Origin of the sequence: Pseudomonas sp. 22189 (genome assembly GCF_052045635.1) — a bacterium.
Lineage (GTDB): Bacteria > Pseudomonadota > Gammaproteobacteria > Pseudomonadales > Pseudomonadaceae > Aquipseudomonas > Aquipseudomonas parakoreensis.
In genome coordinates, this window is record NZ_JBQEPG010000015.1 from 103369 (window position 1) to 129397 (window position 26029).

At 59.8% G+C, this 26029-nt stretch carries 31 protein-coding genes; 22 read left to right on the forward strand and 9 right to left on the reverse strand.

The window, feature by feature from the left end; genetic code table 11:
* The first annotated feature begins 57 nt into the window (after positions 1-57).
* A complete protein-coding gene (nhaB, locus tag ACTJKS_RS17675; protein WP_440828906.1) occupies positions 58-1560 on the forward strand; it encodes a sodium/proton antiporter NhaB in 1503 nt (500 codons plus the stop codon).
* A gap of 103 nt (positions 1561-1663) precedes the next feature.
* Here the strand turns inward: nhaB and ACTJKS_RS17680 are convergent, their stop codons facing one another.
* From ACTJKS_RS17680 to gnd, 3 genes are read right to left on the reverse strand one after another with little or no spacing between them, the layout of a single operon-like run.
* Positions 1664-2470, reverse strand: a complete 807-nt coding sequence (locus ACTJKS_RS17680; RefSeq protein WP_108182811.1) for an HAD family hydrolase — start codon at positions 2468-2470, stop codon at positions 1664-1666.
* Positions 2467-3990 (reverse strand): glucose-6-phosphate dehydrogenase, encoded by a 1524-nt coding sequence (gene zwf / locus ACTJKS_RS17685; protein ID WP_262947908.1) that lies wholly within the window; start codon positions 3988-3990, stop codon positions 2467-2469. Before zwf ends, ACTJKS_RS17680 begins: the two co-directional genes overlap by 4 nt.
* On the reverse strand, positions 3987-4991 hold the full coding sequence (gnd, locus tag ACTJKS_RS17690; protein ID WP_305809626.1) for a phosphogluconate dehydrogenase (NAD(+)-dependent, decarboxylating): 1005 nt from the start codon (positions 4989-4991) through the stop codon (positions 3987-3989). The genes zwf and gnd overlap by 4 nt, the downstream gene beginning before the upstream one ends.
* A 249-nt stretch (positions 4992-5240) precedes the next feature.
* Here gnd and ACTJKS_RS17695 point away from each other — a divergent pair, with 249 nt between their 5' ends.
* Both ACTJKS_RS17695 and ACTJKS_RS17700 read left to right on the forward strand, forming a co-directional pair.
* A complete protein-coding gene (locus ACTJKS_RS17695) occupies positions 5241-5423 on the forward strand; it encodes a DUF6026 family protein (RefSeq protein ID WP_041064455.1) in 183 nt (60 codons plus the stop codon).
* A gap of 199 nt (positions 5424-5622) precedes the next feature.
* Positions 5623-7371 (forward strand): phosphoethanolamine transferase CptA, encoded by a 1749-nt coding sequence (locus tag ACTJKS_RS17700; RefSeq protein ID WP_086791409.1) that lies wholly within the window; start codon positions 5623-5625, stop codon positions 7369-7371.
* Between the two features lie 342 nt (positions 7372-7713).
* On the opposite strand, the gene galU is transcribed toward ACTJKS_RS17700, so the two are convergent.
* Positions 7714-8553 (reverse strand): UTP--glucose-1-phosphate uridylyltransferase GalU, encoded by an 840-nt coding sequence (gene galU / locus ACTJKS_RS17705; protein WP_007912230.1) that lies wholly within the window; start codon positions 8551-8553, stop codon positions 7714-7716.
* Positions 8554-8811: 258 nt separating this feature from the next.
* Here galU and ACTJKS_RS17710 point away from each other — a divergent pair, with 258 nt between their 5' ends.
* Both ACTJKS_RS17710 and ACTJKS_RS17715 read left to right on the forward strand, forming a co-directional pair.
* A complete protein-coding gene (locus ACTJKS_RS17710; protein WP_007964653.1) occupies positions 8812-8997 on the forward strand; it encodes a hypothetical protein in 186 nt (61 codons plus the stop codon).
* A 151-nt stretch (positions 8998-9148) separates the two neighbouring features.
* Positions 9149-9436 carry a hypothetical protein gene (locus ACTJKS_RS17715; protein WP_084234123.1) on the forward strand — a complete coding sequence of 96 codons (288 nt, stop codon included), beginning with the start codon at positions 9149-9151 and terminating at the stop codon, positions 9434-9436.
* Between the two features lie 2 nt (positions 9437-9438).
* Here the strand turns inward: ACTJKS_RS17715 and ACTJKS_RS17720 are convergent, their stop codons facing one another.
* Together ACTJKS_RS17720 and ACTJKS_RS17725 are read right to left on the reverse strand one after the other, a co-directional pair.
* The gene (locus tag ACTJKS_RS17720; protein WP_027612691.1) at positions 9439-9669 is read right to left on the reverse strand and encodes a hypothetical protein; all 231 of its coding nucleotides are present in this window, start codon (positions 9667-9669) and stop codon (positions 9439-9441) included.
* A gap of 72 nt (positions 9670-9741) precedes the next feature.
* Entirely contained in the window at positions 9742-10098 is a 357-nt protein-coding gene (locus ACTJKS_RS17725; RefSeq protein ID WP_003225393.1) for a hypothetical protein, read from the reverse strand.
* 212 nt (positions 10099-10310) lie between these two features.
* On the opposite strand from ACTJKS_RS17725, the gene ACTJKS_RS17730 reads away from it, so the two are divergent.
* The 5 genes from ACTJKS_RS17730 (at position 10311) to ada (ending at position 13443) form a co-directional block, all read left to right on the forward strand.
* Positions 10311-10613, forward strand: coding sequence for a DUF1883 domain-containing protein (locus ACTJKS_RS17730; RefSeq protein WP_041064472.1), 303 nt, complete (start codon positions 10311-10313; stop codon positions 10611-10613).
* Positions 10614-10636: 23 nt separating this feature from the next.
* The gene (locus ACTJKS_RS17735) at positions 10637-10813 is read left to right on the forward strand and encodes a hypothetical protein (RefSeq protein ID WP_162531605.1); all 177 of its coding nucleotides are present in this window, start codon (positions 10637-10639) and stop codon (positions 10811-10813) included.
* A gap of 94 nt (positions 10814-10907) precedes the next feature.
* Positions 10908-11618, forward strand: a complete 711-nt coding sequence (locus ACTJKS_RS17740) for a 2OG-Fe(II) oxygenase (RefSeq protein WP_108182812.1) — start codon at positions 10908-10910, stop codon at positions 11616-11618.
* Between the two features lie 5 nt (positions 11619-11623).
* Positions 11624-12289, forward strand: coding sequence for a DNA oxidative demethylase AlkB (alkB, locus tag ACTJKS_RS17745; protein ID WP_108184402.1), 666 nt, complete (start codon positions 11624-11626; stop codon positions 12287-12289).
* An 86-nt stretch (positions 12290-12375) separates the two neighbouring features.
* On the forward strand, positions 12376-13443 hold the full coding sequence (gene ada, locus ACTJKS_RS17750; protein ID WP_108182813.1) for a bifunctional DNA-binding transcriptional regulator/O6-methylguanine-DNA methyltransferase Ada: 1068 nt from the start codon (positions 12376-12378) through the stop codon (positions 13441-13443).
* Here ada and ACTJKS_RS17755 read toward each other — a convergent pair.
* Both ACTJKS_RS17755 and acuI read right to left on the reverse strand, forming a co-directional pair.
* Positions 13440-13898 carry a GyrI-like domain-containing protein gene (locus tag ACTJKS_RS17755; RefSeq protein ID WP_108182814.1) on the reverse strand — a complete coding sequence of 153 codons (459 nt, stop codon included), beginning with the start codon at positions 13896-13898 and terminating at the stop codon, positions 13440-13442. The two genes, ada and ACTJKS_RS17755, sit on opposite strands and share 4 nt — an antisense overlap.
* A gap of 62 nt (positions 13899-13960) precedes the next feature.
* Complete coding sequence (gene acuI / locus ACTJKS_RS17760; protein ID WP_108182815.1) at positions 13961-14944, reverse strand: acrylyl-CoA reductase (NADPH); 984 nt, start codon at positions 14942-14944, stop codon at positions 13961-13963.
* 189 nt (positions 14945-15133) lie between these two features.
* On the opposite strand from acuI, the gene ACTJKS_RS17765 reads away from it, so the two are divergent.
* The 12 genes from ACTJKS_RS17765 (at position 15134) to ACTJKS_RS17820 (ending at position 24808) form a co-directional block, all read left to right on the forward strand.
* A complete protein-coding gene (locus ACTJKS_RS17765) occupies positions 15134-17593 on the forward strand; it encodes an autotransporter (protein WP_108182816.1) in 2460 nt (819 codons plus the stop codon).
* Positions 17594-17707: 114 nt separating this feature from the next.
* Positions 17708-18772 (forward strand): NAD(P)H-dependent flavin oxidoreductase, encoded by a 1065-nt coding sequence (locus ACTJKS_RS17770; RefSeq protein WP_108182817.1) that lies wholly within the window; start codon positions 17708-17710, stop codon positions 18770-18772.
* A gap of 166 nt (positions 18773-18938) precedes the next feature.
* A complete protein-coding gene (gene modA, locus ACTJKS_RS17775) occupies positions 18939-19706 on the forward strand; it encodes a molybdate ABC transporter substrate-binding protein (RefSeq protein WP_108182818.1) in 768 nt (255 codons plus the stop codon).
* Positions 19707-20387, forward strand: coding sequence for a molybdate ABC transporter permease subunit (gene modB / locus ACTJKS_RS17780; RefSeq protein WP_108182819.1), 681 nt, complete (start codon positions 19707-19709; stop codon positions 20385-20387). It begins immediately after the preceding gene.
* Positions 20388-20390: 3 nt separating this feature from the next.
* Positions 20391-21470: a molybdenum ABC transporter ATP-binding protein gene (modC, locus tag ACTJKS_RS17785; RefSeq protein ID WP_108182820.1), complete on the forward strand. Its 1080-nt coding sequence runs from the start codon at positions 20391-20393 to the stop codon at positions 21468-21470.
* Between the two features lie 69 nt (positions 21471-21539).
* Positions 21540-22568, forward strand: coding sequence for a DNA topoisomerase IB (locus ACTJKS_RS17790; protein ID WP_108182821.1), 1029 nt, complete (start codon positions 21540-21542; stop codon positions 22566-22568).
* A complete protein-coding gene (locus tag ACTJKS_RS17795; RefSeq protein WP_269837005.1) occupies positions 22565-22687 on the forward strand; it encodes a hypothetical protein in 123 nt (40 codons plus the stop codon). The genes ACTJKS_RS17790 and ACTJKS_RS17795 overlap by 4 nt, the downstream gene beginning before the upstream one ends.
* Positions 22688-22757: 70 nt before the next feature.
* Positions 22758-22988: a hypothetical protein gene (locus ACTJKS_RS17800; protein WP_041064505.1), complete on the forward strand. Its 231-nt coding sequence runs from the start codon at positions 22758-22760 to the stop codon at positions 22986-22988.
* A gap of 122 nt (positions 22989-23110) precedes the next feature.
* The gene (locus ACTJKS_RS17805; protein ID WP_007964939.1) at positions 23111-23341 is read left to right on the forward strand and encodes a hypothetical protein; all 231 of its coding nucleotides are present in this window, start codon (positions 23111-23113) and stop codon (positions 23339-23341) included.
* A gap of 107 nt (positions 23342-23448) precedes the next feature.
* A complete protein-coding gene (locus ACTJKS_RS17810) occupies positions 23449-23733 on the forward strand; it encodes a hypothetical protein (RefSeq protein WP_108182822.1) in 285 nt (94 codons plus the stop codon).
* Positions 23734-23941: 208 nt separating this feature from the next.
* A complete protein-coding gene (gene msrA, locus ACTJKS_RS17815; RefSeq protein ID WP_041064515.1) occupies positions 23942-24448 on the forward strand; it encodes a peptide-methionine (S)-S-oxide reductase MsrA in 507 nt (168 codons plus the stop codon).
* A 198-nt stretch (positions 24449-24646) separates the two neighbouring features.
* On the forward strand, positions 24647-24808 hold the full coding sequence (locus ACTJKS_RS17820) for a hypothetical protein (protein ID WP_174376922.1): 162 nt from the start codon (positions 24647-24649) through the stop codon (positions 24806-24808).
* Positions 24809-24962: 154 nt separating this feature from the next.
* On the opposite strand, the gene ACTJKS_RS17825 is transcribed toward ACTJKS_RS17820, so the two are convergent.
* A complete protein-coding gene (locus tag ACTJKS_RS17825; RefSeq protein WP_108182823.1) occupies positions 24963-25403 on the reverse strand; it encodes a hypothetical protein in 441 nt (146 codons plus the stop codon).
* Positions 25404-26029 lie beyond the last annotated feature (626 nt).

The following is a 26029-nucleotide window of genomic DNA, read 5'->3' on the forward strand; positions in this document are numbered from 1 at the left end:
TTGAACTTGCCAGTCACTTGCGGCACTTTGCGCGCTTCTTAATACAAGGAGCAACCGATGTCCGGTTCACTGGCCCAGGCCTTCGCGCATAATTTCCTCGGGCATTCGCCCCGCTGGTACAAGGCGTGCATCGTCGGGTTCCTGATCCTCAATGCCGTGGTGCTATTTACCGTCGGCCCGGTCGCCGCTGGCTGGCTGCTGGTGATCGAATTCATTTTCACTCTGGCCATGGCCCTCAAGTGCTATCCGTTGATGCCCGGCGGCTTGTTGTTGATTGAAGCCCTGCTGCTGAAGATGACCACGCCGCAGGCGCTATACGATGAGTTGGTGCACAACTTCCCGGTGATCCTGCTGCTGATGTTCATGGTCGCAGGCATTTACTTCATGAAGGATCTGCTGCTGTTTCTGTTCTCGCGGCTGCTGCTGGGCGTACGCTCCAAGGCGATTCTGGCGCTGATGTTCTGCTTCCTTTCGGCGTTTCTGTCGGCGTTTCTCGATGCCCTGACCGTGACGGCGGTGATCATCAGCGCCGCCGTCGGCTTCTATTCGGTTTACCACCGTGTGGCCTCGGGCAACGATCCGCGTCAGGACAGTGGATTCAGCGACGACCGACACTTGCCGGTGCTGCACCATGACGACCTGGAACAGTTTCGGGCGTTTCTGCGCAGCCTGCTGATGCATGGCGCTGTGGGCACCGCACTTGGCGGCGTCTGCACCTTGGTGGGCGAATCGCAGAACCTGTTGATCGGCCATGAGATGGGGTGGCACTTCGCGGCGTTCTTCCAGAAAGTCGCACCGGTCTCGTTGCCGGTGCTGGTGGCGGGGCTGGCAACCTGCGTACTGCTGGAAAAACTGCGCTGGTTTGGCTACGGCACCCTGTTGCCGGACAACGTGCGTACTGTACTGGCTAACTACGCCGCCGAAGATGACGCCGAACGCACTCCGCGTCAGCGTGCCGCGCTGCTGGTACAAGGCACTGCTGCGTTGATTCTGATTGGCTGCCTGGCGTTTCACGTTGCCGAAGTCGGCTTGATCGGCCTGATGGTGATCGTGTTGATCACCGCGTTTACCGGCATCACCGACGAACACCGCCTGGGTAACGCATTCAAGGACGCCATGCCGTTCACCGCGTTGCTGGTGGTGTTCTTCGCCGTGGTCGCGGTGATTCATGATCAACAGCTGTTTGCCCCGTTGATCCGATGGGTGCTGGCACTGCCGGCGGATCAACAGCCGGGCATGCTGTTCATTGCCAACGGTCTGCTCTCGGCGATCAGCGATAACGTGTTCGTCGCCACGATCTACATCACCGAAGTGAAACAGGCCTTCCTGTCCGGGCACATGAGCCGCGAGCATTTCGAGACGCTGGCCATTGCGATCAACACCGGCACCAACCTGCCGAGCGTGGCGACGCCAAACGGTCAGGCTGCATTCCTGTTCCTGCTGACCTCGGCGATTGCCCCGCTGGTGCGACTCTCGTACGGGCGCATGGTGTGGATGGCGCTGCCCTACACCGTGGTGATGGGCCTGCTGGGTTGGTATGCCGTCAGCTACTGGCTCTGACAACAACCTCATGCAGGAGCTGCCGCAGGCTGCGATCTGTTGATCTTGCTGCATAAAAAAAACAAGATCAAAAGATCGCAGCCAGCGGCAGCTCCTGCAAGTGTTACGGGAGGATGTACTTCTCGATCGCCAGGGCTACGCCATCTTCGGTGTTTGGCGCGGTCACCACGTCAGCCTGCCGCTTGACCGCCTCCTCTGCCTGCCCCATGGCTATCGCCAATCCTGCGCAATGGAACATCGCCGGGTCGTTACCGCCATCGCCAATCGCCGCCGTCTGCTCCAGCGGGATGCCCAGATGCGCAGCAATCGTCGACAGCGCGGTGCCCTTGTTGGCCTCCAGCGCCGTCACGTCCAGATAAACCGGCTGCGAACGCGACACCTGAGCCATGCCGTTGACCTTGGGCAGCAGGCGCGCCTCAAGTTCAACCAGCAAATCCGTGTTGTTGCTGGTCGCGACGATCTTGTCGATGCGCTCCAGAAACGGCTCGAAACTCTCGACCACCACCGGCGGATAACCGAGGCCGTGCTGTTCGCGCGGCACCATCGGCCCGTGCGGATCCTTGAGCAGCCAGTCGCCACCGCTGAACACCCAGATTTCCACTTCCGGCTGATCGGCGAACAACGCCAAAGCAATCAACGCCGTCGGCACCGGCAGGTAATGCGCCACCAGCACGCTGCCGTCCGGATTGACGATGGTGCCGCCATTGAAAGCGGCGGTTGGCAGATCGACCCCCAAGGCTTCGATCTGCTGCAGCATGGCCTTGGGCGGGCGCCCGGTGGCCAGGCTGAACAACACGCCCGCCTCGCGCAGCGAACGCACCGCATCGATGGTGCGCTGACTCAGGCTGTGATCGGGCAGCAACAGCGTGCCGTCCATGTCACTCAATAAAAAACGGATCGACTCACTCATCCCAGACCATGCCAGACGCGACCATCGCGAGTCAGCAGATCGTTGGCGGCTTGTGGACCGTCTTCCCCGGCGGCGTAAGTCTGCACGCTCGCATCCTGTTGCCAGGCCTCAAGGAACGGTTGCACCGCGCGCCAGCCGTTCTCGATATTGTCGGCGCGCTGGAACAGCGTCTGGTCGCCGGTCAGGCAGTCGTAGATCAGCGTTTCGTAACCGGTGGACGGCTGCATTTCGAAGAAATCCTTGTAAGCGAACCCCAGCTCGATGTTGGCCATGTTCAACGCCGGTCCCGGCCGTTTTGCCAACAGGTCGAACCACATGCCTTCGTTGGGCTGGATCTGGATACGCAGATACGTCGGCTGCAGTTCATCGACTTCGGTGTCGCGGAACTGCGCATACGGCGCCGGTTTGAAGCAGATGACGATTTCGGTGTCGCGCACGCTCATGCGCTTGCCGGTGCGCAGGTAGAACGGCACGCCAACCCAGCGCCAGTTATCGATCATGACTTTCAGCGCGACATAGGTTTCGGTGTTGCTGTCAGGCGACACGTTGGCTTCCTGGCGATAGCCATTCAACGCTTTGCCATCGACTTCACCGGCGCTGTACTGACCCCGTACCGAATTGGCCCGCGCCTCTTCGACGCTCCACGGGCGGATCGCGCCGACCACTTTGGCCTTTTCACCGCGCACAGCGTCGGCGCCAAACGCGGCCGGCGGCTCCATGGCAACCATCGCCAGCAACTGGAACAGATGATTGGGCACCATGTCGCGCAGCGCACCGGTGTGCTCGTAAAAACTGCCACGGGTTTCGACGCCGACGGTTTCTGCCGCGGTGATTTGCACGTGGTCGATGTAATGGTTGTTCCAGAAGGCCTCGAACAGGCTGTTGGAGAACCGGCTGACCAGAATGTTCTGCACGGTTTCCTTGCCCAGATAATGGTCGATCCGATAGATCTGTTTCTCGGACATGACCTTGAGCAGGCAGGCGTTCAAGGCTTCGGCAGTATGCAGATCGGAACCAAACGGTTTCTCGATCACCACCCTTCTGAACGCTTCGGGGGTTTCTTCGAGCAGTTTGGCGGCGCCGAGACGGCGCACCACTTCACTGAAAAAACGTGGCGCGGTGGCCAGGTAGAACACCGCGTTGCCCGTGCCGCTGTCGGCGATTTTTGCCGCCAGCGCGGAATAGGTGCTGTCGTCCAGGAAATCGCCCTGGACGTAGCTGATACCTTTGGCGAGCTTGGCCCACAAGGCCGGATCAAGCATCTGATCGCCCTTGCCGACCTTCGCCGCCACTTCGGTACGAATGAAGTCTTCGAGTTTTTGCGCGAAGGCCTCATCGGTAATGGCGTTGTGATCAACGCCGACGATCCGCAGATTTTCGTCAAGCAAGCCGTCGCGACTGAGGTTGTACAGCGCCGGCATCAGCAAGCGCTTGACCAGGTCGCCGTGGGCACCGAACAGAAACAGCGTGGTCGGTGGTGCGGGTTCTGCCTTGGATTTTCTGCGGATCGTATGGGTCATTTCTTCGGTGTCTCCACGTGGCCGCCGAAGCCGAAGCGCTGGGCCGAGAGAATCTTGTCGCCAAACGTGCCCTGACCGCGCGAGCGGTAGCGCGAGAACAGCGAGTTGGACAGCACCGGTACCGGCACCGCTTGTTCCATGGCCGCTTCGATGGTCCATTGACCTTCGCCGCTGTCCGCCACCGAACCGGAGAACCCGTCGAGCTTCGGATCGCTGGCCAGCGCGTCGGCGGTCAGGTCGAGCAGCCAGGAGGAAACGACGCTGCCACGACGCCAGACTTCAGCGATGTCGGCCACGTTCAGGTCGAAACGCTGATCTTCCGGCAGGCGTTCGCTGGATTTGGTCTTGAGGATGTCGAAGCCCTCGGCAAACGCGGCCATCATGCCGTACTCGATGCCGTTGTGAATCATCTTCACGAAGTGCCCGGCACCGGCGGGACCGGCGTGGATGTAGCCGTGTTCGGCGCGGTGATCCTCGGACTTGCGGTCCTTGGTGCGCGGAATCTCGCCCATGCCCGGCGCCAGAGCGGCGAACAGCGGATCCAGACGGTTCACGGTCTCTGCATCACCGCCGATCATCATGCAGTAACCGCGCTCCAGGCCCCAGACGCCGCCGGAGGTGCCAACGTCGATGTAGTGCAGGCCTTTTTCGGCGAGGGTCTTGGCCCGGCGAATGTCATCCTTATAGTTGGTGTTGCCGCCATCGATGATGGTGTCGCCGGCTTCCAGCAAATCGCTCAGGGTGTTGATGGTGTCTTCGGTCGGCGCACCCGCCGGCAGCATGACCCACACGGCACGTGGCTTGGCCAGGCCGGCGACCAGCGCAGGCAGATCGGCAACGCCCGTGGCGCCCTCGGCGGCCAGGGTGTCGACAAAGGCGGTATTGCGGTCGTAAACAACGGTGGTGTGACCGTTGAGCATCAGACGCCGCGCAATATTGCCGCCCATGCGGCCCAGTCCAATAATCCCGAGTTGCATGTGCTGATGCTCCTTACTACAAATAAATGTGTGTCATTGGTTATAGCCCAACGCGACTAATGGAGGTTAGTCCAGAGCGTCGGGCCGAAGTTTCCGGGCATTGTGCCCGATCCAGACTGATAACGCCCCGAATCATGCCGAAGACACACCGACCATGAAAAATAAAAAAGTTCCATTCATGGGCAAAAGAAATCAAAATTGGCGCCGATAGCAGATCAGTAGCCCGGCACCGGGACAATCTGCAGTTGAGACACGCCATTTGCGAGGTGAGCAATGGGCACAGTACACACAGCAATGCCGCCACAAACCCTGTATGTCACGATCCGTCGCGATGAATTGCGCCAGTTGAAGGACGAGCGCGACCAATTGAAGCAGGAGCTGGCGCAACTGCGCTCGCTGACCCAGGGCGCTCAGCCCAAACCTCTGCCGGTTGTCCAGCGTCAACCGCACGCCTGACCTGCCCCGCCCGCTTCGGGAACGGCGCCCGTCGTTCCCGTCATGATCCGCTCCTGCCAACAATCAGCAACTAACGAAGTTTTCACATTACGTTCGTGATACTCGCGCCCATTCTGGCCGTGCGTTTGCGCGCGGCTTCCGTTCGTCGGTTTGATGTAGTGTTCCGGCGGTGGTTAGTGACGATGAGCTGGAGTGCTGAATGGCATTGTTCAAACGCAGCAAAACGACTGCGACAGGTTTCGACTGGGCCGGGGTTCTCTGGCTCTTTGCTTTTTTCTGGTACTTCTCGGGCATCACCCAACTGTTGATCCAACTGACCGGGACCTCCGGTTTCAGCGGTTTCCGTCAGGCCTTCGTGATGAGTGCGCTGTGGCTCGCCCCGATGCTGGCGTTCCCCAAACGCACCAAACTGCTGGCTGCGCTGATCGGTATTGTCCTGTGGGCCTGCTCCATGGCCAGCCTGGGCTACTTCTTCATCTATCAGCAGGAATTCTCGCAAAGCGTCATTTTCATCATGTTCGAGTCGAACGTGTCGGAAGCCGGCGAGTACATGACCCAGTACTTTGCCTGGTGGATGATCCCGGCGTTCCTCGCGCATACCGCTTTCGCCTATTTCCTGTGGACCCGCCTGCGCCCGGTGTACATGCCCCGAGGCCGTGCGTTCGTGGCTGCGATCGCGATCGTCTTCGCCGTAGTCGGCTACCCGCTGATCAAGCAGACCCAGCGTACCGGCAGTTTCGCCGGCGGCTTCGAGAAGTTCGAAGACCGCATCGAGCCAGCGGTGCCTTGGCAAATGGCCGTGGCTTACCACCGATACCTCGACACTCTGGCCGGCATGCAGGACATGCTGCACAGTGCAAGCAAGGTTCCGCCGCTGCATAACCTCAAGGCTGCCGACGCGGATAAACCGTCGACGCTGGTACTGGTGATCGGCGAATCGACCAACCGCCAGCGCATGAGCCTGTATGGCTATGGCCGCAAGACCACGCCGGAACTGGACAAGCTCAAGGATCAGCTCGCGGTGTTCGACAACGTCATCACCCCGCGCCCGTACACCATTGAGGCGTTGCAGCAGGTGCTGACCTTCGCCGACGAAGAGAATCCGGACTTGTACCTGTCCACGCCGTCACTGGTCAGCATGATGAAGCAGGCCGGCTATAAGACCTTCTGGATCACCAACCAGCAGACCATGACCAAGCGCAACACCATGCTCACGACCTTCTCCGAACAGGCCGACGAGCAGGTGTACCTGAACAACAACCGCAACCAGAACGCCGCGCAGTACGACGGTGACGTGATTGAGCCGTTCAACAAGGCGCTGAGCGACCCGGCGCAGCGCAAGTTGATCGTCGTGCATCTGCTCGGCACGCACATGAGCTATCAGTACCGCTATCCGCCGACCTTCGACAAGTTCCAGGACCGTACCGGCGTGCCGGCCGGTGTGCGTGACGATCAGGTGCCGACCTACAACAGCTACGACAACGCCGTGCTGTACAACGATTTCGTGGTATCGAGCCTGATCAAGGACTACGCCAAGTCCGATCCGAATGGTTTCCTGCTGTATCTCTCCGACCACGGTGAAGATGTGTTTGACTCGGTCGGCCACAACACCCTCGGCCGTAACGAGAACAAACCGACCGCGCCGATGTACACCATTCCGTTCATGGCCTGGGCATCGCCGAAATGGCGCGAGAACCATGACTGGAACTTTGCCGCCGACCTGAGCCGGCCGTACAGCAGCTCGCATCTGATCCACACCTGGGCGGACATGGCCGGTCTGAGTTTCGATGAACTGGACCGCAGCAAGAGCCTGGTCAGCGACAGCTTCAAACAGCGTCCGCTGATGATTGGCAACCCGTATGAACGCGAGCAGCGCGCCCTGATCGACTTCAGCCTGATGAAGCCGAAAAAGGTCGAGCCCACCGCAGCGAATGTCGTGCAGCAGTAACCGCCTGGAAGGCGCCGGTTACGAGAGATCGCAATCGGAGTAACGCATAAAGAAAAAGCTCCGTATCGCAAGATACGGAGCTTTTTTCGTTCTGGGCGGTCAGGTTGCCTGCTTTTACGGGGCTCTGCTGTGCCGCCTGCGGGAAATCGGAGCGGCCAGCATGTTCGCACGCCCCCTCCCCCTTGAAAAAGCAGCCAGCGCGCCCACAGGGCGTCAGCCAATCGCGCCGCCAGGTCCAAGGTTTTTTCCAGCACAAAAGCAAACGCCCCGAACAAGTCGGGGCGTTTGTGGGTGCATTCGCTTGGGTGCTTTCACACCCTTCGCGTTGCAGATCCGGCGCGATCAGTAAGCCTTGCCGGTCTTGTAGAAGTTCTCGAAGCAGAAGTTGGTCGCTTCGATGTAGCCTTCAGCGCCACCGCAGTCAAAACGCTTGCCCTTGAACTTGTAGGCCATGACGCAGCCATTCTGGGCTTGCTTCATCAGGGCGTCGGTGATCTGGATTTCACCGCCCTTGCCTGGCTCGGTCTGCTCGATCAGGTCGAAGATGTCCGGCGTCAGGATGTAACGACCGATGATCGCCAGGTTCGACGGCGCATCTTCCGGCTTTGGCTTCTCGACCATGCTGTGGACGCGGTAGATGTCGTCGCGGATCATCTCGCCGGCGATCACGCCGTACTTGCTGGTTTCCTGCGGGTCAACTTCCTGAATGGCGATGATCGAGCAGCGGAACTGCTTGTACAGCTTGACCATCTGGGTCAGTACGCCGTCGCCTTCGAGGTTGACGCACAGGTCGTCCGCCAGTACCACAGCGAAGGGTTCGTCACCGATCAGCGGGCGACCGGTGAGGATCGCATGGCCCAGACCTTTCATTTCGGTCTGACGGGTGTAGGAGAACGAGCACTCGTCCAGCAGCTTGCGGATGCCGACCAGGTATTTCTCTTTGTCGGTGCCCTTGATCTGGTTTTCCAGCTCGTAGCTGATGTCGAAGTGGTCTTCCAGAGCGCGCTTGCCACGACCAGTCACGATCGAGATTTCAGTCAGGCCAGCGTCCAGAGCTTCTTCAACGCCGTACTGGATCAGTGGCTTGTTTACCACCGGCAGCATTTCTTTGGGCATGGCTTTAGTCGCTGGCAGGAAGCGAGTACCGTAACCGGCTGCTGGGAACAAGCATTTCTTGATCATATAAGTCCTTGAAAGGGCTGTGTGTACGAGTTTCGGCGCAGTCTAATCAGGCGGCGTGCACCTTACAATGCCCCGCACTGGCTAACCGATGCCAACATAGAGAAATATTCTCGCCGATAGTTCCGTTGGCGACTTCGACCCGCGAAAACAGAGTAGCTCAAACACGCAGATGCGCCGCATCACTCTACGCTCATCATCCCCCAATGTGAGGATTTGTCGGTATCATGGCGCCTTTGAACCAGCGAACGAGACAGATAGATGGCCGCGGTAAAAATCATCAACGGGTATGTGATCGACAAGAAAGACGGCAAGTGGAACCTGACCACAACCAATGGCGAACACATCGCCGGGCCTTTCGACAGCGAGCAGCTGGCGACTGATGTGGCGTCGGTGTTCACTGACACCCCTGCGTCGTCCAAACGCCGTGGCAAAGATCAGGACTGACCGGTTGCGACACGCGCCGAGCCCTGCCCTTGCGCAGGGCTTTTTTGTGGCCGCTCGCAAACCCGATGAAAACAAGTGGCCAATCGCTATAACCTTTTCACTCCGGCGCTGTCAGAGCGTTTAGCCCTCCCTCGCTGAAGACGACACACTTATGAACATGAACAGATTGCTGCCGCTGATCGCGGTATTGGCCCTGGGTGGCTGTGCCACCTCGCAAACCACCTACCTGAACAACGGCGAACAGGGTTTGAGTATCGACTGCTCCGGGGAAGCCAACTCCTGGGCCACCTGCTACGAAAAAGCCGATGCCTCCTGCGCGGGCACCGGTTATCGCATTGTCGGTACCGACGGCACGCCTGCACCCAAGGACAGCGACAAGACCTTGGGAGTCGATGTCGGCAACTACAAGAATCGCAGCGTGGTGGTGGTCTGCAAATAGACCTACATGTGGATCTCGGCGAATTTGATCCCGAGCCCGCGCACGATCTCAATCAGGTCATCGAGCCGGGCGAAGGATTCGACTTCGTCGTTATCGTCGACCAGAAAATAGCTGCGACCGGCGCTCTTCTTGAAAAACACGATCCACTCACCCGAGTTCGCCGGATTCTGAATCACATGCGTGGCAGAGATAAGGCCCTCTGCATGCCGTTCCCGTACTTGCTCTCGCTTCATGCGCGACTCCAGAAATGAAAATGCCGCCACAGCATGACTGTGGCGGCATTGGTGCTGATGGCCGTTATTCTATCAGCCGGAAATGCAGGCATTGGCGGCGTTTTGCACGTCGCGAGGACGAATCGGCACATTGGACATGCGCTCATGCAACTTGATGCTGCTGCCGCCGGAACGATCGTCGATATCAAACACCGCTGCCGCGCCAGTGGAAAATTTCCCGGGAACAATCACCCGCACGCCATCCTTGTGCGGCTGCATCTGCAGTGCGCCGCGACTGTTAGCCAGCTTGTCCGCCAGGCACTGCGCATACTCATGGGGTTTCTTGCCGGAAATCACGCTCATGGTGGGCAAGGTTTCATTGATTTCGGAAACACTCGCGCAACCACCCATGACCAACATCAACGGCAGACACACCACACCCCACTTCATACAAATACCTCCCATAAAGACCCTCGGACAGCAGTAATGCCATTTTTCTCCGAGGCTTACTCCATTAAACCCGCAGCGAATCGCGAATAACCGTTTTTAATTGTCAAAGCAGCGCTCGACGGCGGGATAATAACCCGTTCGGGCTGATAAACTGCGCCAATCGCACATGCTATCGTTTTGATTTAGTAGAAAAAGCCCTTCTGGAGGCGCCCATGAAATTCATTCACCAGCGCGAGCACCTCAACGAAGACGACATTGTCGTCATCCAATGCTCGCAAACCTGCAACATCCGTTTGATGAACGACGCCAACTTCCGCGCGTTCAAGAACGGCGGCCGCCACACCTACCACGGCGGCGCTTTCGACACGTTTCCTGCGCGCATCACCGCGCCGAGCACTGGTTTCTGGAACATCACCATCGACACCGTCAGCCGGCGCGCCATCAGCGTCACGCGCAAACCGACCCTGACCCACTCGATCAAGATCATCCGCCGCTCCAGTTCCAAACTGAGCTGAGTCGCCCCAACGCAAAGGTAAGCATGACCGTGGCCCAAACGACCAAATACGTCATCAAATACAAGCTCAACGGTGAACGCCGCTTCGAGTTCGCGCAACTGCAAAACGGCACCGTGGAAGAAGCCAAGGCTGCACTGGATGCCATCCACGGCCAGACTGAGGATGTGATCAGCGATATCGCCGTCAGCAAAGCCCTGTAACCAATCAACCCGGATTCGACCGCAAGCGACGGAGTGTTCTGCCGCCGGGATTTGCCCAGACTGACAGCCTCGACCAAAGGGTTCAGGAGTCAGAATGTCAATGTCCCCGTCTCGGCTGGATGCGCTCGATTGGGCGTGCCTCGAACAGCATCTGGATCAATATGGCTATGCCATCGTCCGCTCGCTGCTGTCGGCGCAAACCTGCGAGCGCTTGAGCGCCCTGTATTCGCAGACCGAACCGTTTCGTTCGCAGGTCATCATGGCCCGCCACGGTTTCGGTCGCGGGGAATACAAGTACTTCAGCTATCCCCTGCCGACAACCGTCGAACGTCTGCGCACTGCGCTTTACCCGCGTCTGGTGCCGCTGGCTAACCGCTGGTACGAGCGCATGAATCTGCCCGTGCGCTTTCCCGCGACCCATGCCGGGTTCGTGCAGCGCTGTCACGATGCCGGCCAACTGCGGCCCACACCCTTGCTGTTGCAATACGGCCCGCAGGACTACAACTGCCTGCATCAGGATCTGTACGGAGAACTGGTTTTCCCACTGCAAGTGGCGATTCTTCTGTCGGAGCCCGGACAGGATTTTACCGGTGGTGAGTTCGTCCTGACCGAGCAGCGTCCACGCCTGCAGTCGCGACCACACGTCGTGGATCTGCAAAAGGGTGACGCCGTTATATTCGCGGTCAACCAGCGCCCGGTCAGCGGCACACGCGGCGATTATCGGGTGACCATGCGTCATGGCGTCAGTCGCCTGCACAGCGGAAACCGGCATACTCTGGGCATCATCTTCCACGACGCAATATGAGCAGCATGCAACCGAGCCACTTCGACCTGTTCGCCGACCACGAACCCGAGCAACAACCCCGCGCCGAGCGAATCGGCGAACAATCGTGGGTGTTGCGCGGTTTCGCCCTGCCGATGATCGATCAACTGTTGCCGGCGCTGGACGGCGTTCTCACCGCAGCGCCATTGCGTCACATGATGACCCCGGGCGGTTTCAGCATGTCGGTGGGCACCAGCAGCTGCGGAGCGCTGGGCTGGATCACCGATCGCAGCGGTTATCGCTACAGCACCGTGGATCCGCTGAGCGGCAGACCATGGCCGGCAATGCCCCAAGTGTTGTTCGAACTGGCACAGAGAGCGGCGCAGCGCGCAGGATTTGCCGGATTTCACGCCGACTCCTGCCTGATCAACCAATATGTCCCCGGCGCCAAGATGTCTTTGCACCAGGACAAAGACGAACATGCCTACGCGGCGCCGATCGTTTCGCTGTCATTGGGGTTGCCGGCAATGTTCCTGTTCGGTGGTTTTGTCCGCAGCGACAAGAGCCAGCGCATTCCTCTGCTGCACGGCGACATGGTGGTCTGGGGCGGGGTCGATCGCCTGCGTTTTCACGGTGTGCTGCCGATCAAGCCCGGGCGGCATCCGCAGTTGGGCGAACGCCGGATCAACCTGACCTTGCGTGTCGCCGGGTGAACTGAAAAGTTTGACCGCAAGGCCCGGAGTGTTACCCACATTGCAGCTGGTTAACCTGAATCAAACAGGTCAACGGACTACTCGCCATGAAAAAGCTTTCACCCCTCATCAACGTTGAAACCGATCCACGCTGGGCCGCCGTCGTTGCACGGGACCCGCGGGCCGACGGACAGTTTGTCTATGCGGTGAAAACCACCGGCATCTATTGCCGCCCCAGCAGCCTTTCACGTTTACCCAAGCCGCAGAACGTCGAGTTCTTCGAAAGTGCTCAAGCTGCCGAGGCGGCGGGTTACCGCCCAAGCAAGCGCACCAGCAAGGATCAGACTGAAGTCGCCAGCCAGCACGCCGCGACCGTGGCGATGGCCTGTCGGCAGATCGAGTCGAGTGAAACAGTGCCCGCACTCAATGAACTCGCCGAAACCGCCGGCCTCAGCCCTTTCCATTTTCATCGGGTGTTCAAGGCCGCAACCGGCCTGACACCAAAGGGTTACGCGGCGGCGCATCGTTCGCGCCGGGTGCGTGAACGGCTCGCGGATGGCGGCACGGTGACCGATGCGCTGTACGACGCTGGTTTCAATTCCAACAGCCGCTTTTATGAGTCAGCCGACAAGGTGCTGGGCATGAAACCCGGCGACTACCGCGCGGCTGGACGCAACAACGACATTCATTTTGCCGTTGGCCAATGTTCCCTCGGAGCAATTCTGGTAGCGCAGAGTGAGCGCGGCGTGTGCGCGATTCTGTTGGGCGACGATCCACATCAACTGGTGTGCGATCTGCAGGATCAGTTCCGTCAGGCCAACCTGATTGGCGCCGACGCCGGGTTCGAACAGTTGATTGCCAAAGTGGTGGGTTTTATCGAAGCGCCAGCACTGGGCCTCGACTTGCCACTGGATGTGCGTGGCACAGCGTTTCAGGAACGGGTGTGGCAAGCGCTGCGGGAAATCCCGGTGGGTCGCACCGCCAGTTACGCCGAAATCGCACAACGTATTGGCGCACCGACTTCCATGCGCGCGGTGGCGCAAGCCTGCGGCGCCAACCGTCTGGCCGTGGCAATCCCTTGCCATCGCGTGGTGCGCAGCGATGGCAATCTCTCGGGGTATCGCTGGGGTGTGGAGCGCAAACGCCAGTTGCTGGAACGCGAAACCCAGCCTTAGCGAATCCCGATGCAGACCGCCACGGACTCGGGGCTGATATAGGCCTCGTAGTCGGTGGCATAACGACGCTGAATCTGAGGGTTCTCCTCAAAGAAAGTCCAGATCCGTCCCCAGGTCGCAATGACCGCGTCGGGCAACGGGCCCTGCGCCTCGAACACCAGATACTCGCCCGCTTCGATCTGTACGGTCTCATAGCCTTTTGGTCGTGCATTGACCGCGACCCCCGCGGTGACATCGAACGCACCCGAGGCATCGGATTCATAGGCCGAATACACACCATAAATTGCTGAGCCGGGGATCTTGCCGGGAATACTCTCGGCCTGTTCTTCACTGAAAAACCGGCCCCACATCGGGCCGATCTTTGCGCTATGGGGCTGGTGCTCTGCGGCGTTGGTCGTGCGCACACGCAGGCCGGCCACGGTGAAGGCGTCGATTTGCTGTCGTTTCAAATCCATCGAAAATGCCGCTCCCTGTAATAGAAGTGCGGCCACGCAGGGCCGCAATGGCGCTTACTCTGTCAGCGATTGACGTCGACCACAACCCTGCCGCGCAGCTGTCCGGCGAGCAATTTGGGGGCCGCGTCGATGGCTTCGCTCAGGGCGATTTCGTGGCTGATCAAAGGTAACAGGGCGAAGTCCAGATCCTTGGCCAGACGTTTCCAGGCCTCGATCCGCCGGGCCTTCGGTTGGGTCACGCTGTTGATGCCGGCCAGGGTCACGCCGCGCAGAATGAACGGCGCCACCGACGCAGGAAAATCCATGCCCTGGGCCAGACCGCAGGCCGCCACCGTGCCTTCGGCGCGGGTGCTGGCACAGGCGTTGGCCAGGGTGTGGCTGCCGACCGAGTCGACCACGCCGGCCCAGCGTTCCCTGGCCAGCGGTTTGCCCGGTTCCGACAAGGATGCGCGGTCGATGATCTCGCTGGCGCCCAGTTGTTTCAGGTACTCATGCTCGGACACCCGGCCGGTGGACGCCACCACGCGATACCCGAGTTTGCTGAGCAAGGCGATGGCGAAACTGCCCACCCCACCATTGGCGCCGGTCACCAGCACTTCACCCTGATCCGGCGTCACGCCGTTACGCTCCAGCGCCAGAATGCACAGCATCGCCGTGTAGCCGGCGGTACCGATGGCCATCGCTTGCGCGGCGCTGAAGGCCTCGGGCAAGGGAATCAGCCAATCGCCACGGAGGCGCGCCTTTTGTGCCAGGCCGCCCCAGTGACTTTCGCCCACGCCCCAGCCATTGAGCAGCACCTGATCACCCACCTTATAGTCAGGATGCGAACTGACCTCGACCGTGCCCGCCAGGTCGATCCCAGGCACCATCGGAAACTGGCGTACCACCGGGCTGCTGCCGGTAATCGCCAGACCATCCTTGAAGTTCAGCGTGCTGTACGCCACCTGCACCGTCACGTCGCCTTCGGGCAACTGCGCTTCATCGATCTGCTGCAGGCTGGCGCGGTAACCGCTGTCGTCTTTGTCGATCAAAATGCCGTTGAACATGGCTGCCTCTCACTCAATGGATTCAAATCCTCGCGCCTTGAAATAACACAAAGCAACACATTGCCCCACCCGACTTTGCGCCAATTCGCAAATCCGTCCAGTCATTCCAGAGCGGGCGACTATGCTTTTTCGACGGTCGTGCTTTCGCTGCCCCCCTGCTGAAAGCGGCCTCTGTCGATGGAGCTGACAATGCCTTACCCGCGCTCATGGCTTGCAATCCTCATGCTGTGCCTGCTGACCGCCGGCAACCCGTGGGCCGCCCCGGCGACTGCCGACAAACCCGCCGCTGCTGACGCCGCCCCCAGCGCGCCGACGTGGCCGCAAGTGATCACCAGCGGCAAGGCCAGGCTGACCGTGTACCAGCCGCAACTCGACAGCTGGGATGGCTACACACTCAATGCCCGGGCGGCGGTCGAAGCCACCGGCGCCGACGGCAAACCCACCTACGGCATTGTCCAGTTCAGTGCGCACACGTTGGTCGACAAGGCCACGCGCTGGGTCGCACTGGATCAATACAAGATCATCAAGGCCGACTTCCCCGCCGATGCCAGTCAGGCGGATGTCTGGCTCGCGGCACTGCAAAAGGATGCCCAGAGCCGCAAGAAGACCATTTCCCTCGATCAACTCGAGGCCGCCGTCGGTGTGTTGTCGGCAGAGCAGAAAGCCGACAGCGCGCCACTGGAAAATACCCCGCCGGCGATCATCAGTTCCGACGTCCCCGCCCTGCTTGTCTATATTGATGGCGACGCGGCGTATCGCGCGGTCGAGGGCACCGCGTTGCAGCGGGTGATCAACACCCGCCCGTTATTGCTCAAGGACGCCGAGGGCAAGCACTACTTGCATGTGTTTGATGGCTGGATGGTCGCTGACAACCTCAGCGGCGAATACACTCGTCTGACCACACCGCCGGCCGATCTGGAGAAGGCCAAACAGGTGGCGATCCAGAGCCGTCAGGTCGATCTGCTGACCGGGCAGAGTGATCCGAAAGACAAGGTGCCAAATCTGGCCAAGCCGCCGCAGCCGAAAATTTTCATCGCCACCACCCCCACCGAGCTGATCGTTACCGACGGGGCTGCGCAGTGGTCGCCGATCCAGGGCACCAGCCTGCTCTACGTGAGCAACACCACAGGGCACATCTTCAAGGAAATCGGCGACCAGAACAGCTACGTGCTGATTTCCGGACGCTGGTTCCGGGCCGCCGACATGAACGGGCCGTGGACGTTTACCCCGGCGGACAAATTGCCTGCCGACTTCGCCAACATCCCCGACGACAGTCCGAAAGAGAACGTCAAGGCCTCCGTCGCCGGTACGCCGCAGGCCAAGGAAGCCGCGATTGCCGCCACCATCCCGCAAACCTCGGCGATCAAGAAAAGTGCAGTGAAAATGACCGCGCCGCAGTTCGACGGCGAGCCGCAACTCAAACCGATCAACACCACGTCGCTGCAATATGTGGTCAACAGCGCGACGCCGATCATTCGTGTCGACAACGACAGCTGGTATGCCGTGGAGAACGGCATCTGGTTCAGCGCAACGACAGTCAGCGGACCGTGGGTCGTCGCCAGTTCGGTACCGTCGGTGATCTATTCAATCCCGCCGAGTTCGCCGATGCATTACCTCACTTACGTCAAAGTCTATGAGTCCAGCGGCGACACGGTGGTGGTTGGCTACACCCCGGGGTATCAAGGGTCGAACCTGGATCCGGCCACGGGTGTGGTGGTTTACGGCACCGGATACCCGTACACGCCGTGGGTTGGCAGTGTCTGGTATGGGCCGCCCGTGACCTACGGTTTCGGCGTCGCGATTCGCTATACACCCTGGACCGGCTGGACCTTCGGTTTCGGCTTCGGCTGGAGCTGGGGCGGCAACACCGTGGCAATGGGTTGGGGCTGGGGCGCTTATCCGTGGTGGGGCAATTACGGCTGGGGTTATGCCTGGGGGCCGCGCTTGTATCCAGCGCCGCTGGCCTGGGGCGGCGCCGCTTACGGCTATCGCGGCGGTGCCGTGGCCTGGGGGCCCGGTGGCTGGGCCGGCACCACCGGCAACATTTATCGTCAGTGGGGCGACCGCGCGACCGTCAGTCGTTACGGCGCCGGCTACAACGCCTGGACCGGCAATCGCTGGGCCGGTCAGGTCGGCTCGTCCTATAACTCGCGCACCGGGATTGCCGCGGCGGGCCAGCGCGGCGCCGTACACAATGCGTACAACGGCAACTACGCGGCCGGACGCAGTGGTGAGGTGGTCGGGCCGAACGGTGGCGCCATTGCCGGCGGCCGAGTGACGGCGGGCAACGCACGCAACGGCACGCAAGTCACCGCCAACCGTGGCGCGGTGTACAACCCCAACACCGACAAGACCACGCAATATGCTGGGGTCAAGGGACGCAACGGCGGCGCCGCACGGGTTGGCGACAACGTCTATGCCGGGCACGACGGTAACGTCTACAAGAAAACCGACAACGGTTGGCAATCAATGGTCAAGGGCAGCCCGACCCGCACGGCACCGGTCAACAACACTGCCCAGCTGCAAAACCTCAATCGTGAATCTGCAGCGCGCAACTTCGGCAACCAGCGCACCAACAACTTTCACAACTCCTCGCAAGTCATGAACCGTTCATTTGGCGGCGGTGGCGGTGGTTTTCATCGACGCTGACGGCGCATGGCTGTCCGTGCGAGGAAAATTCGCGCTGGCCCTGAGTCCGGTTTTGCTGTTAAAAAACCGGCTCTGCCGTCCCTGCCCCGTTTCATCGTTCGGAGAACCGCTTCCATGAGCCAATGGCCTGACACTCGCATTCTTGACCTGCTCGGCATCGAGCTGCCGATCATCCAGGGCCCAATGGCCGGTGCCACGAACTCGGCCATGGTGATCGCCGTGTGCAACGCCGGCGGCCTGGGTTCGATGCCCGCCGCAATGCTGAGTATCGAGCAACTGCGCGAAGAACTGCAGACCATCCGCGAACACACTCGCAAGCCGTTCAACGTCAACTTCTTCTGCCATCAGCCACCGGCTGCCGATGAACAGCGCACGCGGGACTGGAAAAACCTGCTGGAGCCGTACTACCGCGAACTGGGTGTCGATTTCGATGCACCGACGCCGGTGTCCAACCGGGCACCCTTCGATGCAGCAGCGTGCGCCGTGCTGGAAGAGTTTCGTCCTGAAGTCGTGAGTTTTCACTTCGGCCTGCCGGAGAAATCCCTGCTGGATCGGGTCAAGGCCACGGGTGCGAAAATCCTCTCGTCTGCCACCACTGTCGATGAAGCGGTGTGGCTGGAACAAAACGGTTGCGACGCGATCATCGCCATGGGCTACGAGGCAGGTGGTCATCGCGGGATGTTTCTCAGCGATGACCTGAGCAGTCAGGTCGGTACCTTTGCCCTGGTGCCGCAGATTGTCGATGCGGTGAAAGTACCGGTGATCGCTGCCGGTGCCATTGCCGATGCGCGCGGGGTGGCCGCGGCATTCATGCTCGGTGCATCGGCAGCGCAGGTCGGTACCGCGTATCTGTTCACCCCGGAAGCGAGAGTCAGCGCCTCCCATCACCAAGCGCTGCGCACCGCCAAGGAAAGCGAAACCGCGATTACCAACCTGTTCACCGGCCGCCCGGCTCGCGGCATTCTCAATCGGGTGATGCGCGAAATCGGCCCGATGTCAGCGAAAGCCCCAGCCTTCCCGCTGGCCGGCGGAGCGCTGATGCCCTTGCGCGCCAAAAGCGAAGCGCAATTCAGCAACCTCTGGGCCGGGCAGGCTTTTCCGTTGGGCAAGGAGCTGAGCAGCGCCGAACTGACCCGGGAACTGGCGCAAGGCGCGCTGATAAAACTGGTCCGACACTGACCCGATCCAGGATGAGGCACGGCGCAGCCTCATCCTGCATACAACAGCACTTCCTGTTTAGCGGCATTTCGCTATATATTTCGCTATATAGCGTTTCACCCTTCGCATCGGTGCAGTCCACCTCCAACAATAACTGCCCTCTGCAATCGCCAATAACGGAGCTGTTATGACCATTCGTGCCTCACGTTTTGCCCCCACTTGCCTGGCTTCTTTGCTGGCGGTATTTGCCTTTGGCGCCGCTCACGCCGATGAGGTGCAGGTGGCGGTTGCCGCCAACTTCACCGCGCCGATCCAGGCCATTGCCGCCGACTTCGAAAAAGACACCGGGCACAAACTGGTCGCCGCCTACGGGGCCACCGGCCAGTTCTACACCCAGATCAAGAACGGCGCGCCGTTCGAAGTGTTCCTCTCGGCGGACGACACCACTCCGGAAAAACTGGAAAAAGAAGGCGATACCGTCAAGGGCTCGCGCTTCACCTACGCCATCGGCACCCTGGCGCTGTGGTCGGCGAAGGAAGGTTACGTCGATGGCAAAGGCGAAGTGCTGAAGAAAAACGAATACCAGCACCTGTCCATCGCCAATCCGAAAGCCGCACCGTACGGGCTGGCCGCCACTCAGGTGCTGGAAAAACTCAAGCTGACTGAAGCGACCAAAGCCAAAATCGTCGAAGGCCAGAACATCACCCAGGCTTACCAGTTCGTGTCCACCGGTAATGCGGAACTGGGCTTCGTAGCACTGTCGCAGATCTACAAGGACGGCAAGGTCACCAGCGGTTCGGCGTGGATCGTTCCAGCGAACATGCACGACCCGATCAAACAGGACGCGGTAATCCTGAACAAAGGCAAAGACAGCGCCGCTGCCAAAGCACTGGTTGACTACCTCAAAGGCCCGAAAGCCGCTGCGGTGATCAAGTCCTACGGTTACCAGCTCTAAATGTCGCTCTCGAGTGCCGACTTCGCGGCGATCTGGCTGACCCTGAAACTGGCGTCCCTGACCACCGCGATCCTGCTGGTCGTCGGCACTCCGATTGCCCTGTGGCTGGCGCGCAGTCGTTCCTGGCTGCGCGGCCCCATCGGCGCAATCGTCGCCCTGCCCCTCGTGCTGCCGCCGACTGTGATCGGCTTCTATCTGCTGTTGGCAATGGGGCCCAATGGCTTTCTCGGCCACTTCACGCAATGGCTGGGCCTGGGCACGCTGACCTTCAGTTTTACCGGGCTGGTGATCGGTTCGGTGATCTATTCCATGCCGTTTGTGGTGCAACCGTTGCAGAACGCGTTCTCTGCCATCGGCACCCGCCCACTGGAAGTGGCCGCAACCTTGCGCGCCAATCCCTGGGACACTTTTTTCCGCGTGATCCTGCCGTTGGCCCGCCCCGGGTTCGTGACGGCGGCGATCCTCGGGTTCGCGCATACCGTCGGTGAATTCGGTGTGGTGCTGATGATCGGCGGCAACATTCCCGACAAGACCCGCGTGGTCTCGGTGCAGATCTACGACCATGTCGAAGCGATGGAATATGCTCAGGCCCATTGGTTGGCCGGGGCGATGCTGGTGTTTTCGTTTCTGGTGTTGCTGGCGCTCTACTCCAGCCGCAAGACCCGCGCGGGTTGGAGCTGATCGATGATTGATGTACGTCTGAAAATCACTTATTCGGGCTTCAGCCTGGATGTTGATCTGCATTTGCCGGGGCGTGGCGTGACTGCGCTGTATGGTCATTCCGGTTCGGGCAAAACCACCTGTCTGCGCTGTATCGCCGGGCTTGAGCGCGCCGAGCAAGGTTTCATTCAGATCAACGACGAAGTCTGGCAGGACAGCGAACGCCGGATTTTTGTCCCGCCGCACAAACGAGCGCTGGGTTACGTGTTCCAGGAAGCCAGTCTGTTCCCGCACCTGTCAGTGCTGGCCAATCTGCAGTTCGGTCTCAAGCGCATTGCCAAGGCCCAGCGCCGTGTCGACATGGCGCAAGCCACCGAACTGCTGGGCATCGGCCATCTGCTGGAGCGCCATCCGCAGCATCTGTCCGGCGGCGAACGCCAGCGTGTCGGTATCGCCCGCGCGCTGTTGACCAGTCCGAAACTGCTGCTGATGGATGAGCCGTTGGCGGCCCTCGACAGCCAGCGCAAAAACGAAATCCTGCCGTACCTGCAACGCCTGCATGATGAACTGGACATTCCGGTGCTCTATGTCAGCCACGCGCAGGATGAGGTGGCGCGGCTGGCCGATCATCTGGTGTTGCTCAGCGACGGCAAGGCCCTGGCCAGCGGCCCGATTGGCGAGACCCTCGCCCGGCTGGACCTGCCAATGGCGCTGGGCGATGACGCCGGGGTGATCATCGAAGGCCAGGTCAGCGCCTACGATGCCGAGTACCAGCTGCTGAGTCTGCAATTGCCGGCCACGGCCATGAACATCCGCGTGACGCACGCGCCGATGGCGGTCGGTCAAGCCTTGCGCTGCAAGGTGCACGCCCGCGACATCAGTCTGGCCCTGCACAACAGCGAAGCCAGCAGCATCCTCAATCGCTTGCCGGTGACCGTGGTCAGCGAGCTGGCGGCGGACAACGCCGCGCATGTGCTGATTCGTCTGGATGCCGGTGGAACACCGCTGCTGGCGCGGATCACGCGATTTTCCCGGGATCAGCTCGGCATCCACCCGGGCCAGCATTTGTGGGCGCAGATCAAGGCCGTCGCCGTGCTGGCCTGAATTGGTTGGCACGACGGCCACGCCCCGCGGTCAATCGCTGTAACAGAGCGATTCGCCAAGGACACCGCCATGCCCGACACCGTACTAGCCGACGTCTTACCGCCCGACCTGCATTACGTCGACGACACCCAACCCGGCATCCGCCGTAAAAAACTGCGTGGCAAATTCGCCTACTTCGATCCGGCCGGACAACGCATCAACGACCCCGATGAGATCAAGCGGATCAATTCGCTGGCGGTGCCGCCGGCCTATACCGACGTGTGGATCTGCGCCGATCCGCGTGGCCATTTGCAGGCCACCGGCCGCGATGCCCGGGGCCGCAAGCAGTATCGCTATCACCCGCGCTGGCGCGAGGTACGCGACGCCGACAAGTACTCGCGCTTGCGTGAGTTCGGCCTGGCGCTGCCGAAGTTGCGCAAACAGCTCGAAACCCTGCTCGACGCCCCCGGTTTCAGTCGCGACAAGGTCATGGCCACGGTCATCACGCTGCTCGACGCCACGCTGATTCGTGTCGGCAACACTCAATACGCGCGGGACAACCGCTCCTATGGCCTGACCACCCTGCGCAGCCGGCATGTCGAGGTCAACGGCAGCGCGATCCTGTTTCAGTTTCGCGGTAAAAGCGGCATAGAACACCAAATCACCGTCAAGGATCGTCGCCTGGCGCGCATCATCAAGCGCTGCCTGGAAATCCCGGGGCAGAATCTGTTTCAGTATCTGGATGAAAATGGTGAGCGGCACACCGTCAGCTCCCACGACGTCAACAGCTACCTGCAAACCCTTACCGGTGCCGACTTCACTGCCAAGGATTACCGCACGTGGGCCGGCAGCGCGCTGGCCCTGGCGGTATTGCGCGAACTGCAATGGGAGTCGGAAGCCGAGGCGAAACGGCATGTGGTGGAGATGGTCAAGAGCGTGTCCAAACAGCTGGGCAACACCCCAGCCGTTTGCCGCAAGTGCTACATCCATCCGGCCGTGGTCGAGCGCTTCCTGCTCGGTGCACTGGCCGAACTGCCACGCCCGAGGGTGCGCAAGGGCTTGCGCGCCGAGGAAGTGGCGCTGGCGATGTTTCTCGAGCAAATGATGGACGCGCCTTGATCGCGCTGGTAGCCGAGCAATCAATCGCGGTTTCCCACGTTCCAGAGTTTCTACAGGCGTTCAAGCCGACGCATCGCCTGGATTGGCGCGCCACCGAGTGGCTGCAACCGACGAACTGACTGGCTATTTTTTGCACGATCGGCCAAGGCTTCTATAGTTGATCTGACACCTATTTGCTGTGGTGACGCCATGGAAGACATCTTTGTCGTGAAGCGCTGCAACAAGATCATCATTCACGGCCGTCGCGCCGGGGAAAGTCAGCATGAACCTGCCGAATCCAGCAGCTGGTTTCGGATCAATGACACCCGAACCGGAGGCTTCATCGGTGACGGCTATGATCTTGAAGAAGATGCCCGGCGCGAATGCCAAAGGCTCAATGCGGCGAGCTCGCCGCGACCGGCGCGACAATCGGCCGGCTGATGCAATTGACAGGCGGGGTCTATACTCAAAACAGCTGACGGACCAGTGCCCCAACGGCAGAGAGCTCGCAGCCCGCGGGCTTTTTGCTGCCTCTCAACGGTTTGTCTGAACGGAGGTGCTCCATGTCCGAAAAAGAGTCCATCACCACCCTCCTCACCCTGCTTGACTCCCGTCAGGCTCGCCTGGCTGCGGCCTGCAAGGAAATTGCCGACTGGGTCGATCATCAAGGCGGCCATCCGACCGCCCTGCGCATACGTGATCGCCTGAACGACATCGAAAAAGATACGCCACTGATTCGCAGCACCCTGTCTTCGTTGCAACCCGTCGAGCGGCCTCTGCCTCGTTTCAGATGACCGGATGGCAATAAACGACAGTCTCAACGCGTACCGCCTGGCCGACCCGGCGAACACCCGCAGTCGTGGGAGGTCATAACCTGTACACGTCACCAGGAGACTGATCCATGGTTATCCATTTCAAAGTAGACGGACACCTGGCTTGTGGTCACAAAGGCAACAACCTTGCCTCGAGCCAGGAACTCAATCGCGTTAAATGCCGCAGCTGCCGAAATACCGATGCCTACAAAAATGCGCGCAAAACCCAGCGCAATGCTGCTCGGCGCGCAGCGCGCCACACCAAGGCTGACCACGGTGCATCGAACTGGCGTTCGGAATGGATCGCACGCTTGACCGCTCTGGCGGGTCCGCAACGCCTGCCACGGGGCTTCTTCGGGCAAGCGTTTGTGTAACCGCTTGCTGTCTTGGTTTTCGACCATCACTCAGCGCGAATTGCCACGAGTTCACCGCTCGAAACCATCAATGCCCTGACCTTATCGTCAGGGCATTTTATTGAAAACACCGTTTCGAGCAGCCCTTCACCCTGAGTCAAGCTTGCAAATAGCCAACGCGCCCTCATAACCAGATCCGTATCCACCGTCACCGAGAGGCAAAAAGATCATGACCGGAAAGACCGAAACCGCGATTCTCGCCGGAGGCTGCTTCTGGGGCATGCAGGACCTGCTGCGACGCTATCCCGGCGTGCTGCAAACGCGAGTCGGCTACAGCGGTGGCGATGTACCGAATGCCACGTACCGCAACCACGGCAACCACGCCGAGGCCATCGAAATCGTCTTCGACCCTGCCGTGATCAGCTACCGGCAAATCCTTGAGTTCTTTTTCCAGATCCACGATCCCAGCACACCCAACCGACAAGGCAACGATCTCGGCCCCAGTTATCGCTCGGCGATTTACTACCTTAACGAACAGCAACGCGACATTGCTGAAGACACCGCTGCCGACGTCGATGCATCCGGGCTGTGGCCGGGGCGCGTGGTCACTGAAATCGAACCGGCGGGCCCCTTCTGGGAAGCGGAACCCGAGCACCAGGACTATCTGGAGCGGATACCGAATGGTTACACCTGCCATTTCATCCGCCCGAACTGGAAGCTGCCGAAACGCAGCTGAAAACACATTTGCGTAATCACTCCACGCAAGGCGCTGGCCTCAGCTGAGGCCGGCGCTTGCGCACCTCTGGAATATCATTTTGGTGAGCCCTCCGTAGCACAGTTCAAGCGCCCGAGGATGAACATACGTTCATCGCAAGCATGGCTCTAAGCGTCTAGCCTGCGGGTTCCAACATAGTGCCTACAGGAGTACCCCACCATGTTCTCGCACGAAAGCATTCCGCTGATTGCCATTTTCACCATCATGCTGCTGTGCGTACTGGCTGCATTTTTGCACCCGGTACATGCATTCTTCAGCTGGCTGCGCAGGCGCAAGGAACGATTAAACGCCCAGGCTGCAAAAGAGGTTGATTCGCGCTGAATGTATTCCCTATACCGGCCCGGGCATGCCTGGGCTTGTTGTTTTCTGACTGAACAGCAGATACAAAAAAGCCCAGCACGGAGCTGGGCCTGATTTTTTCGCCAACATTAAAAACATCCAGGCTTTTCAGCCACAAGAGTAGAACTCAAGTGACTTACGCAAGAGCCCTTTCGTGCTCGCTTTCATGCACGTAAACCCATGAAATTCCGGATGGCGAGGTCTGGTCGAGGCGCATAAGCGCCGAATCGACTTTCTTCTTGGTGATGCCGTCTTTGACAAGGTCGAAAACGGCCAGGAAGCAGTCCCCTGGAAGCGCTGTGATCGAGAGGTTAGTAATGTGCGATTCAGGGCTTCCAGCACGCTTGCCATACAAACCCCAAAGTCGCTCCCAATAATCCGCTCGACTCATGATCTGTCCATCAGTGAGTACCACACGAAACTCATTCGCCAACGCGTCGTACAGGGGTTTGATGGCGCCTTCCGACCGGGAAGACATACCACGCGACCACGGAAAGAAGAGATTGTACCAACGGTACACCTCGGCCTCGACGAGAGCGGTTTTATCGGTTGCTGCGTGCACTTGATTGATTGCCATCGGTGTTCTCCTTAACACGTCAAAAATGGCGGGTCTGGCGTAACAGACAGGCCGTCTGAATGCCCATCGCCTGAACGATGCACCGCGCCTTGATCAAGATCCATCCTGATATCAACGCCATCGGGTCAAGCTCAAATGTTCACTCAATGACTTTTGATATCTTCGACCAAGCCAAAACCGTAGACGCTCGCACGATTGATTGCATCAAGAAGTGACCAACGGTCTTTGCACACAGGAGGAAAAGGGAAACGGAAGAATTGGCGAGAAGCCATTTAAAAATGGCGATCTGAAAACAAACAAGGGCTTGCATCAGCTTTCGCCCGCAAACCCTTGATTTTAGATGGTGCCCGAAGCCGGAATCGAACCGGCACGCCCTTACGAGCGGGGGATTTTAAGTCCATATTTTTTCCTTTGTAAATCAGTATATTAGAGCCTGGATTTTTCCGCGTCTCACCGTTTTTTCCATCGTTCAAAGCCAGTAAAACCTACACCTAAAAATAAATTGCGGAATGAAAACACTCTTCATATATGGCGTCCATACGCGACCAAAATGCGGCGAAGCGGGATAAGCTCAGTGCAGAGAAATGACTTCGCCACCCAAGTTCGGCTAGTCTTCTTGCATCACA

Excerpts from the sequence above, each read along its gene's own strand:
- ACTJKS_RS17715 (WP_084234123.1), top strand. The coding sequence starts at position 9,149 with ATGAACATGAACAGATTGCTGCCGCTGATCGCGGTATTGGCCCTGGGT.
- ada (WP_108182813.1), top strand. The coding sequence starts at position 12,376 with ATGAAAAAGCTTTCACCCCTCATCAACGTTGAAACCGATCCACGCTGG.
- ACTJKS_RS17725 (WP_003225393.1), bottom strand. The coding sequence starts at position 10,098 with ATGAAGTGGGGTGTGGTGTGTCTGCCGTTGATGTTGGTCATGGGTGGT.
- ACTJKS_RS17820 (WP_174376922.1), top strand. The coding sequence starts at position 24,647 with ATGTTCTCGCACGAAAGCATTCCGCTGATTGCCATTTTCACCATCATG.
- ACTJKS_RS17805 (WP_007964939.1), top strand. The coding sequence starts at position 23,111 with ATGTCCGAAAAAGAGTCCATCACCACCCTCCTCACCCTGCTTGACTCC.
- acuI (WP_108182815.1), bottom strand. The coding sequence starts at position 14,944 with ATGTTCAACGGCATTTTGATCGACAAAGACGACAGCGGTTACCGCGCC.
- ACTJKS_RS17810 (WP_108182822.1), top strand. The coding sequence starts at position 23,449 with ATGGTTATCCATTTCAAAGTAGACGGACACCTGGCTTGTGGTCACAAA.
- msrA (WP_041064515.1), top strand. The coding sequence starts at position 23,942 with ATGACCGGAAAGACCGAAACCGCGATTCTCGCCGGAGGCTGCTTCTGG.
- modB (WP_108182819.1), top strand. The coding sequence starts at position 19,707 with ATGTCGCTCTCGAGTGCCGACTTCGCGGCGATCTGGCTGACCCTGAAA.
- zwf (WP_262947908.1), bottom strand. The coding sequence starts at position 3,990 with ATGACCCATACGATCCGCAGAAAATCCAAGGCAGAACCCGCACCACCG.
- ACTJKS_RS17770 (WP_108182817.1), top strand. The coding sequence starts at position 17,708 with ATGAGCCAATGGCCTGACACTCGCATTCTTGACCTGCTCGGCATCGAG.
- modC (WP_108182820.1), top strand. The coding sequence starts at position 20,391 with ATGATTGATGTACGTCTGAAAATCACTTATTCGGGCTTCAGCCTGGAT.
- ACTJKS_RS17765 (WP_108182816.1), top strand. The coding sequence starts at position 15,134 with ATGCCTTACCCGCGCTCATGGCTTGCAATCCTCATGCTGTGCCTGCTG.
- ACTJKS_RS17680 (WP_108182811.1), bottom strand. The coding sequence starts at position 2,470 with ATGAGTGAGTCGATCCGTTTTTTATTGAGTGACATGGACGGCACGCTG.
- ACTJKS_RS17700 (WP_086791409.1), top strand. The coding sequence starts at position 5,623 with ATGGCATTGTTCAAACGCAGCAAAACGACTGCGACAGGTTTCGACTGG.
- nhaB (WP_440828906.1), top strand. The coding sequence starts at position 58 with ATGTCCGGTTCACTGGCCCAGGCCTTCGCGCATAATTTCCTCGGGCAT.
- ACTJKS_RS17695 (WP_041064455.1), top strand. The coding sequence starts at position 5,241 with ATGGGCACAGTACACACAGCAATGCCGCCACAAACCCTGTATGTCACG.
- ACTJKS_RS17710 (WP_007964653.1), top strand. The coding sequence starts at position 8,812 with ATGGCCGCGGTAAAAATCATCAACGGGTATGTGATCGACAAGAAAGAC.
- ACTJKS_RS17825 (WP_108182823.1), bottom strand. The coding sequence starts at position 25,403 with ATGGCAATCAATCAAGTGCACGCAGCAACCGATAAAACCGCTCTCGTC.
- ACTJKS_RS17720 (WP_027612691.1), bottom strand. The coding sequence starts at position 9,669 with ATGAAGCGAGAGCAAGTACGGGAACGGCATGCAGAGGGCCTTATCTCT.
- galU (WP_007912230.1), bottom strand. The coding sequence starts at position 8,553 with ATGATCAAGAAATGCTTGTTCCCAGCAGCCGGTTACGGTACTCGCTTC.
- ACTJKS_RS17740 (WP_108182812.1), top strand. The coding sequence starts at position 10,908 with ATGTCAATGTCCCCGTCTCGGCTGGATGCGCTCGATTGGGCGTGCCTC.
- ACTJKS_RS17790 (WP_108182821.1), top strand. The coding sequence starts at position 21,540 with ATGCCCGACACCGTACTAGCCGACGTCTTACCGCCCGACCTGCATTAC.
- ACTJKS_RS17730 (WP_041064472.1), top strand. The coding sequence starts at position 10,311 with ATGAAATTCATTCACCAGCGCGAGCACCTCAACGAAGACGACATTGTC.
- ACTJKS_RS17755 (WP_108182814.1), bottom strand. The coding sequence starts at position 13,898 with ATGGATTTGAAACGACAGCAAATCGACGCCTTCACCGTGGCCGGCCTG.
- alkB (WP_108184402.1), top strand. The coding sequence starts at position 11,624 with ATGCAACCGAGCCACTTCGACCTGTTCGCCGACCACGAACCCGAGCAA.
- modA (WP_108182818.1), top strand. The coding sequence starts at position 18,939 with ATGACCATTCGTGCCTCACGTTTTGCCCCCACTTGCCTGGCTTCTTTG.
- ACTJKS_RS17800 (WP_041064505.1), top strand. The coding sequence starts at position 22,758 with ATGGAAGACATCTTTGTCGTGAAGCGCTGCAACAAGATCATCATTCAC.
- ACTJKS_RS17735 (WP_162531605.1), top strand. The coding sequence starts at position 10,637 with ATGACCGTGGCCCAAACGACCAAATACGTCATCAAATACAAGCTCAAC.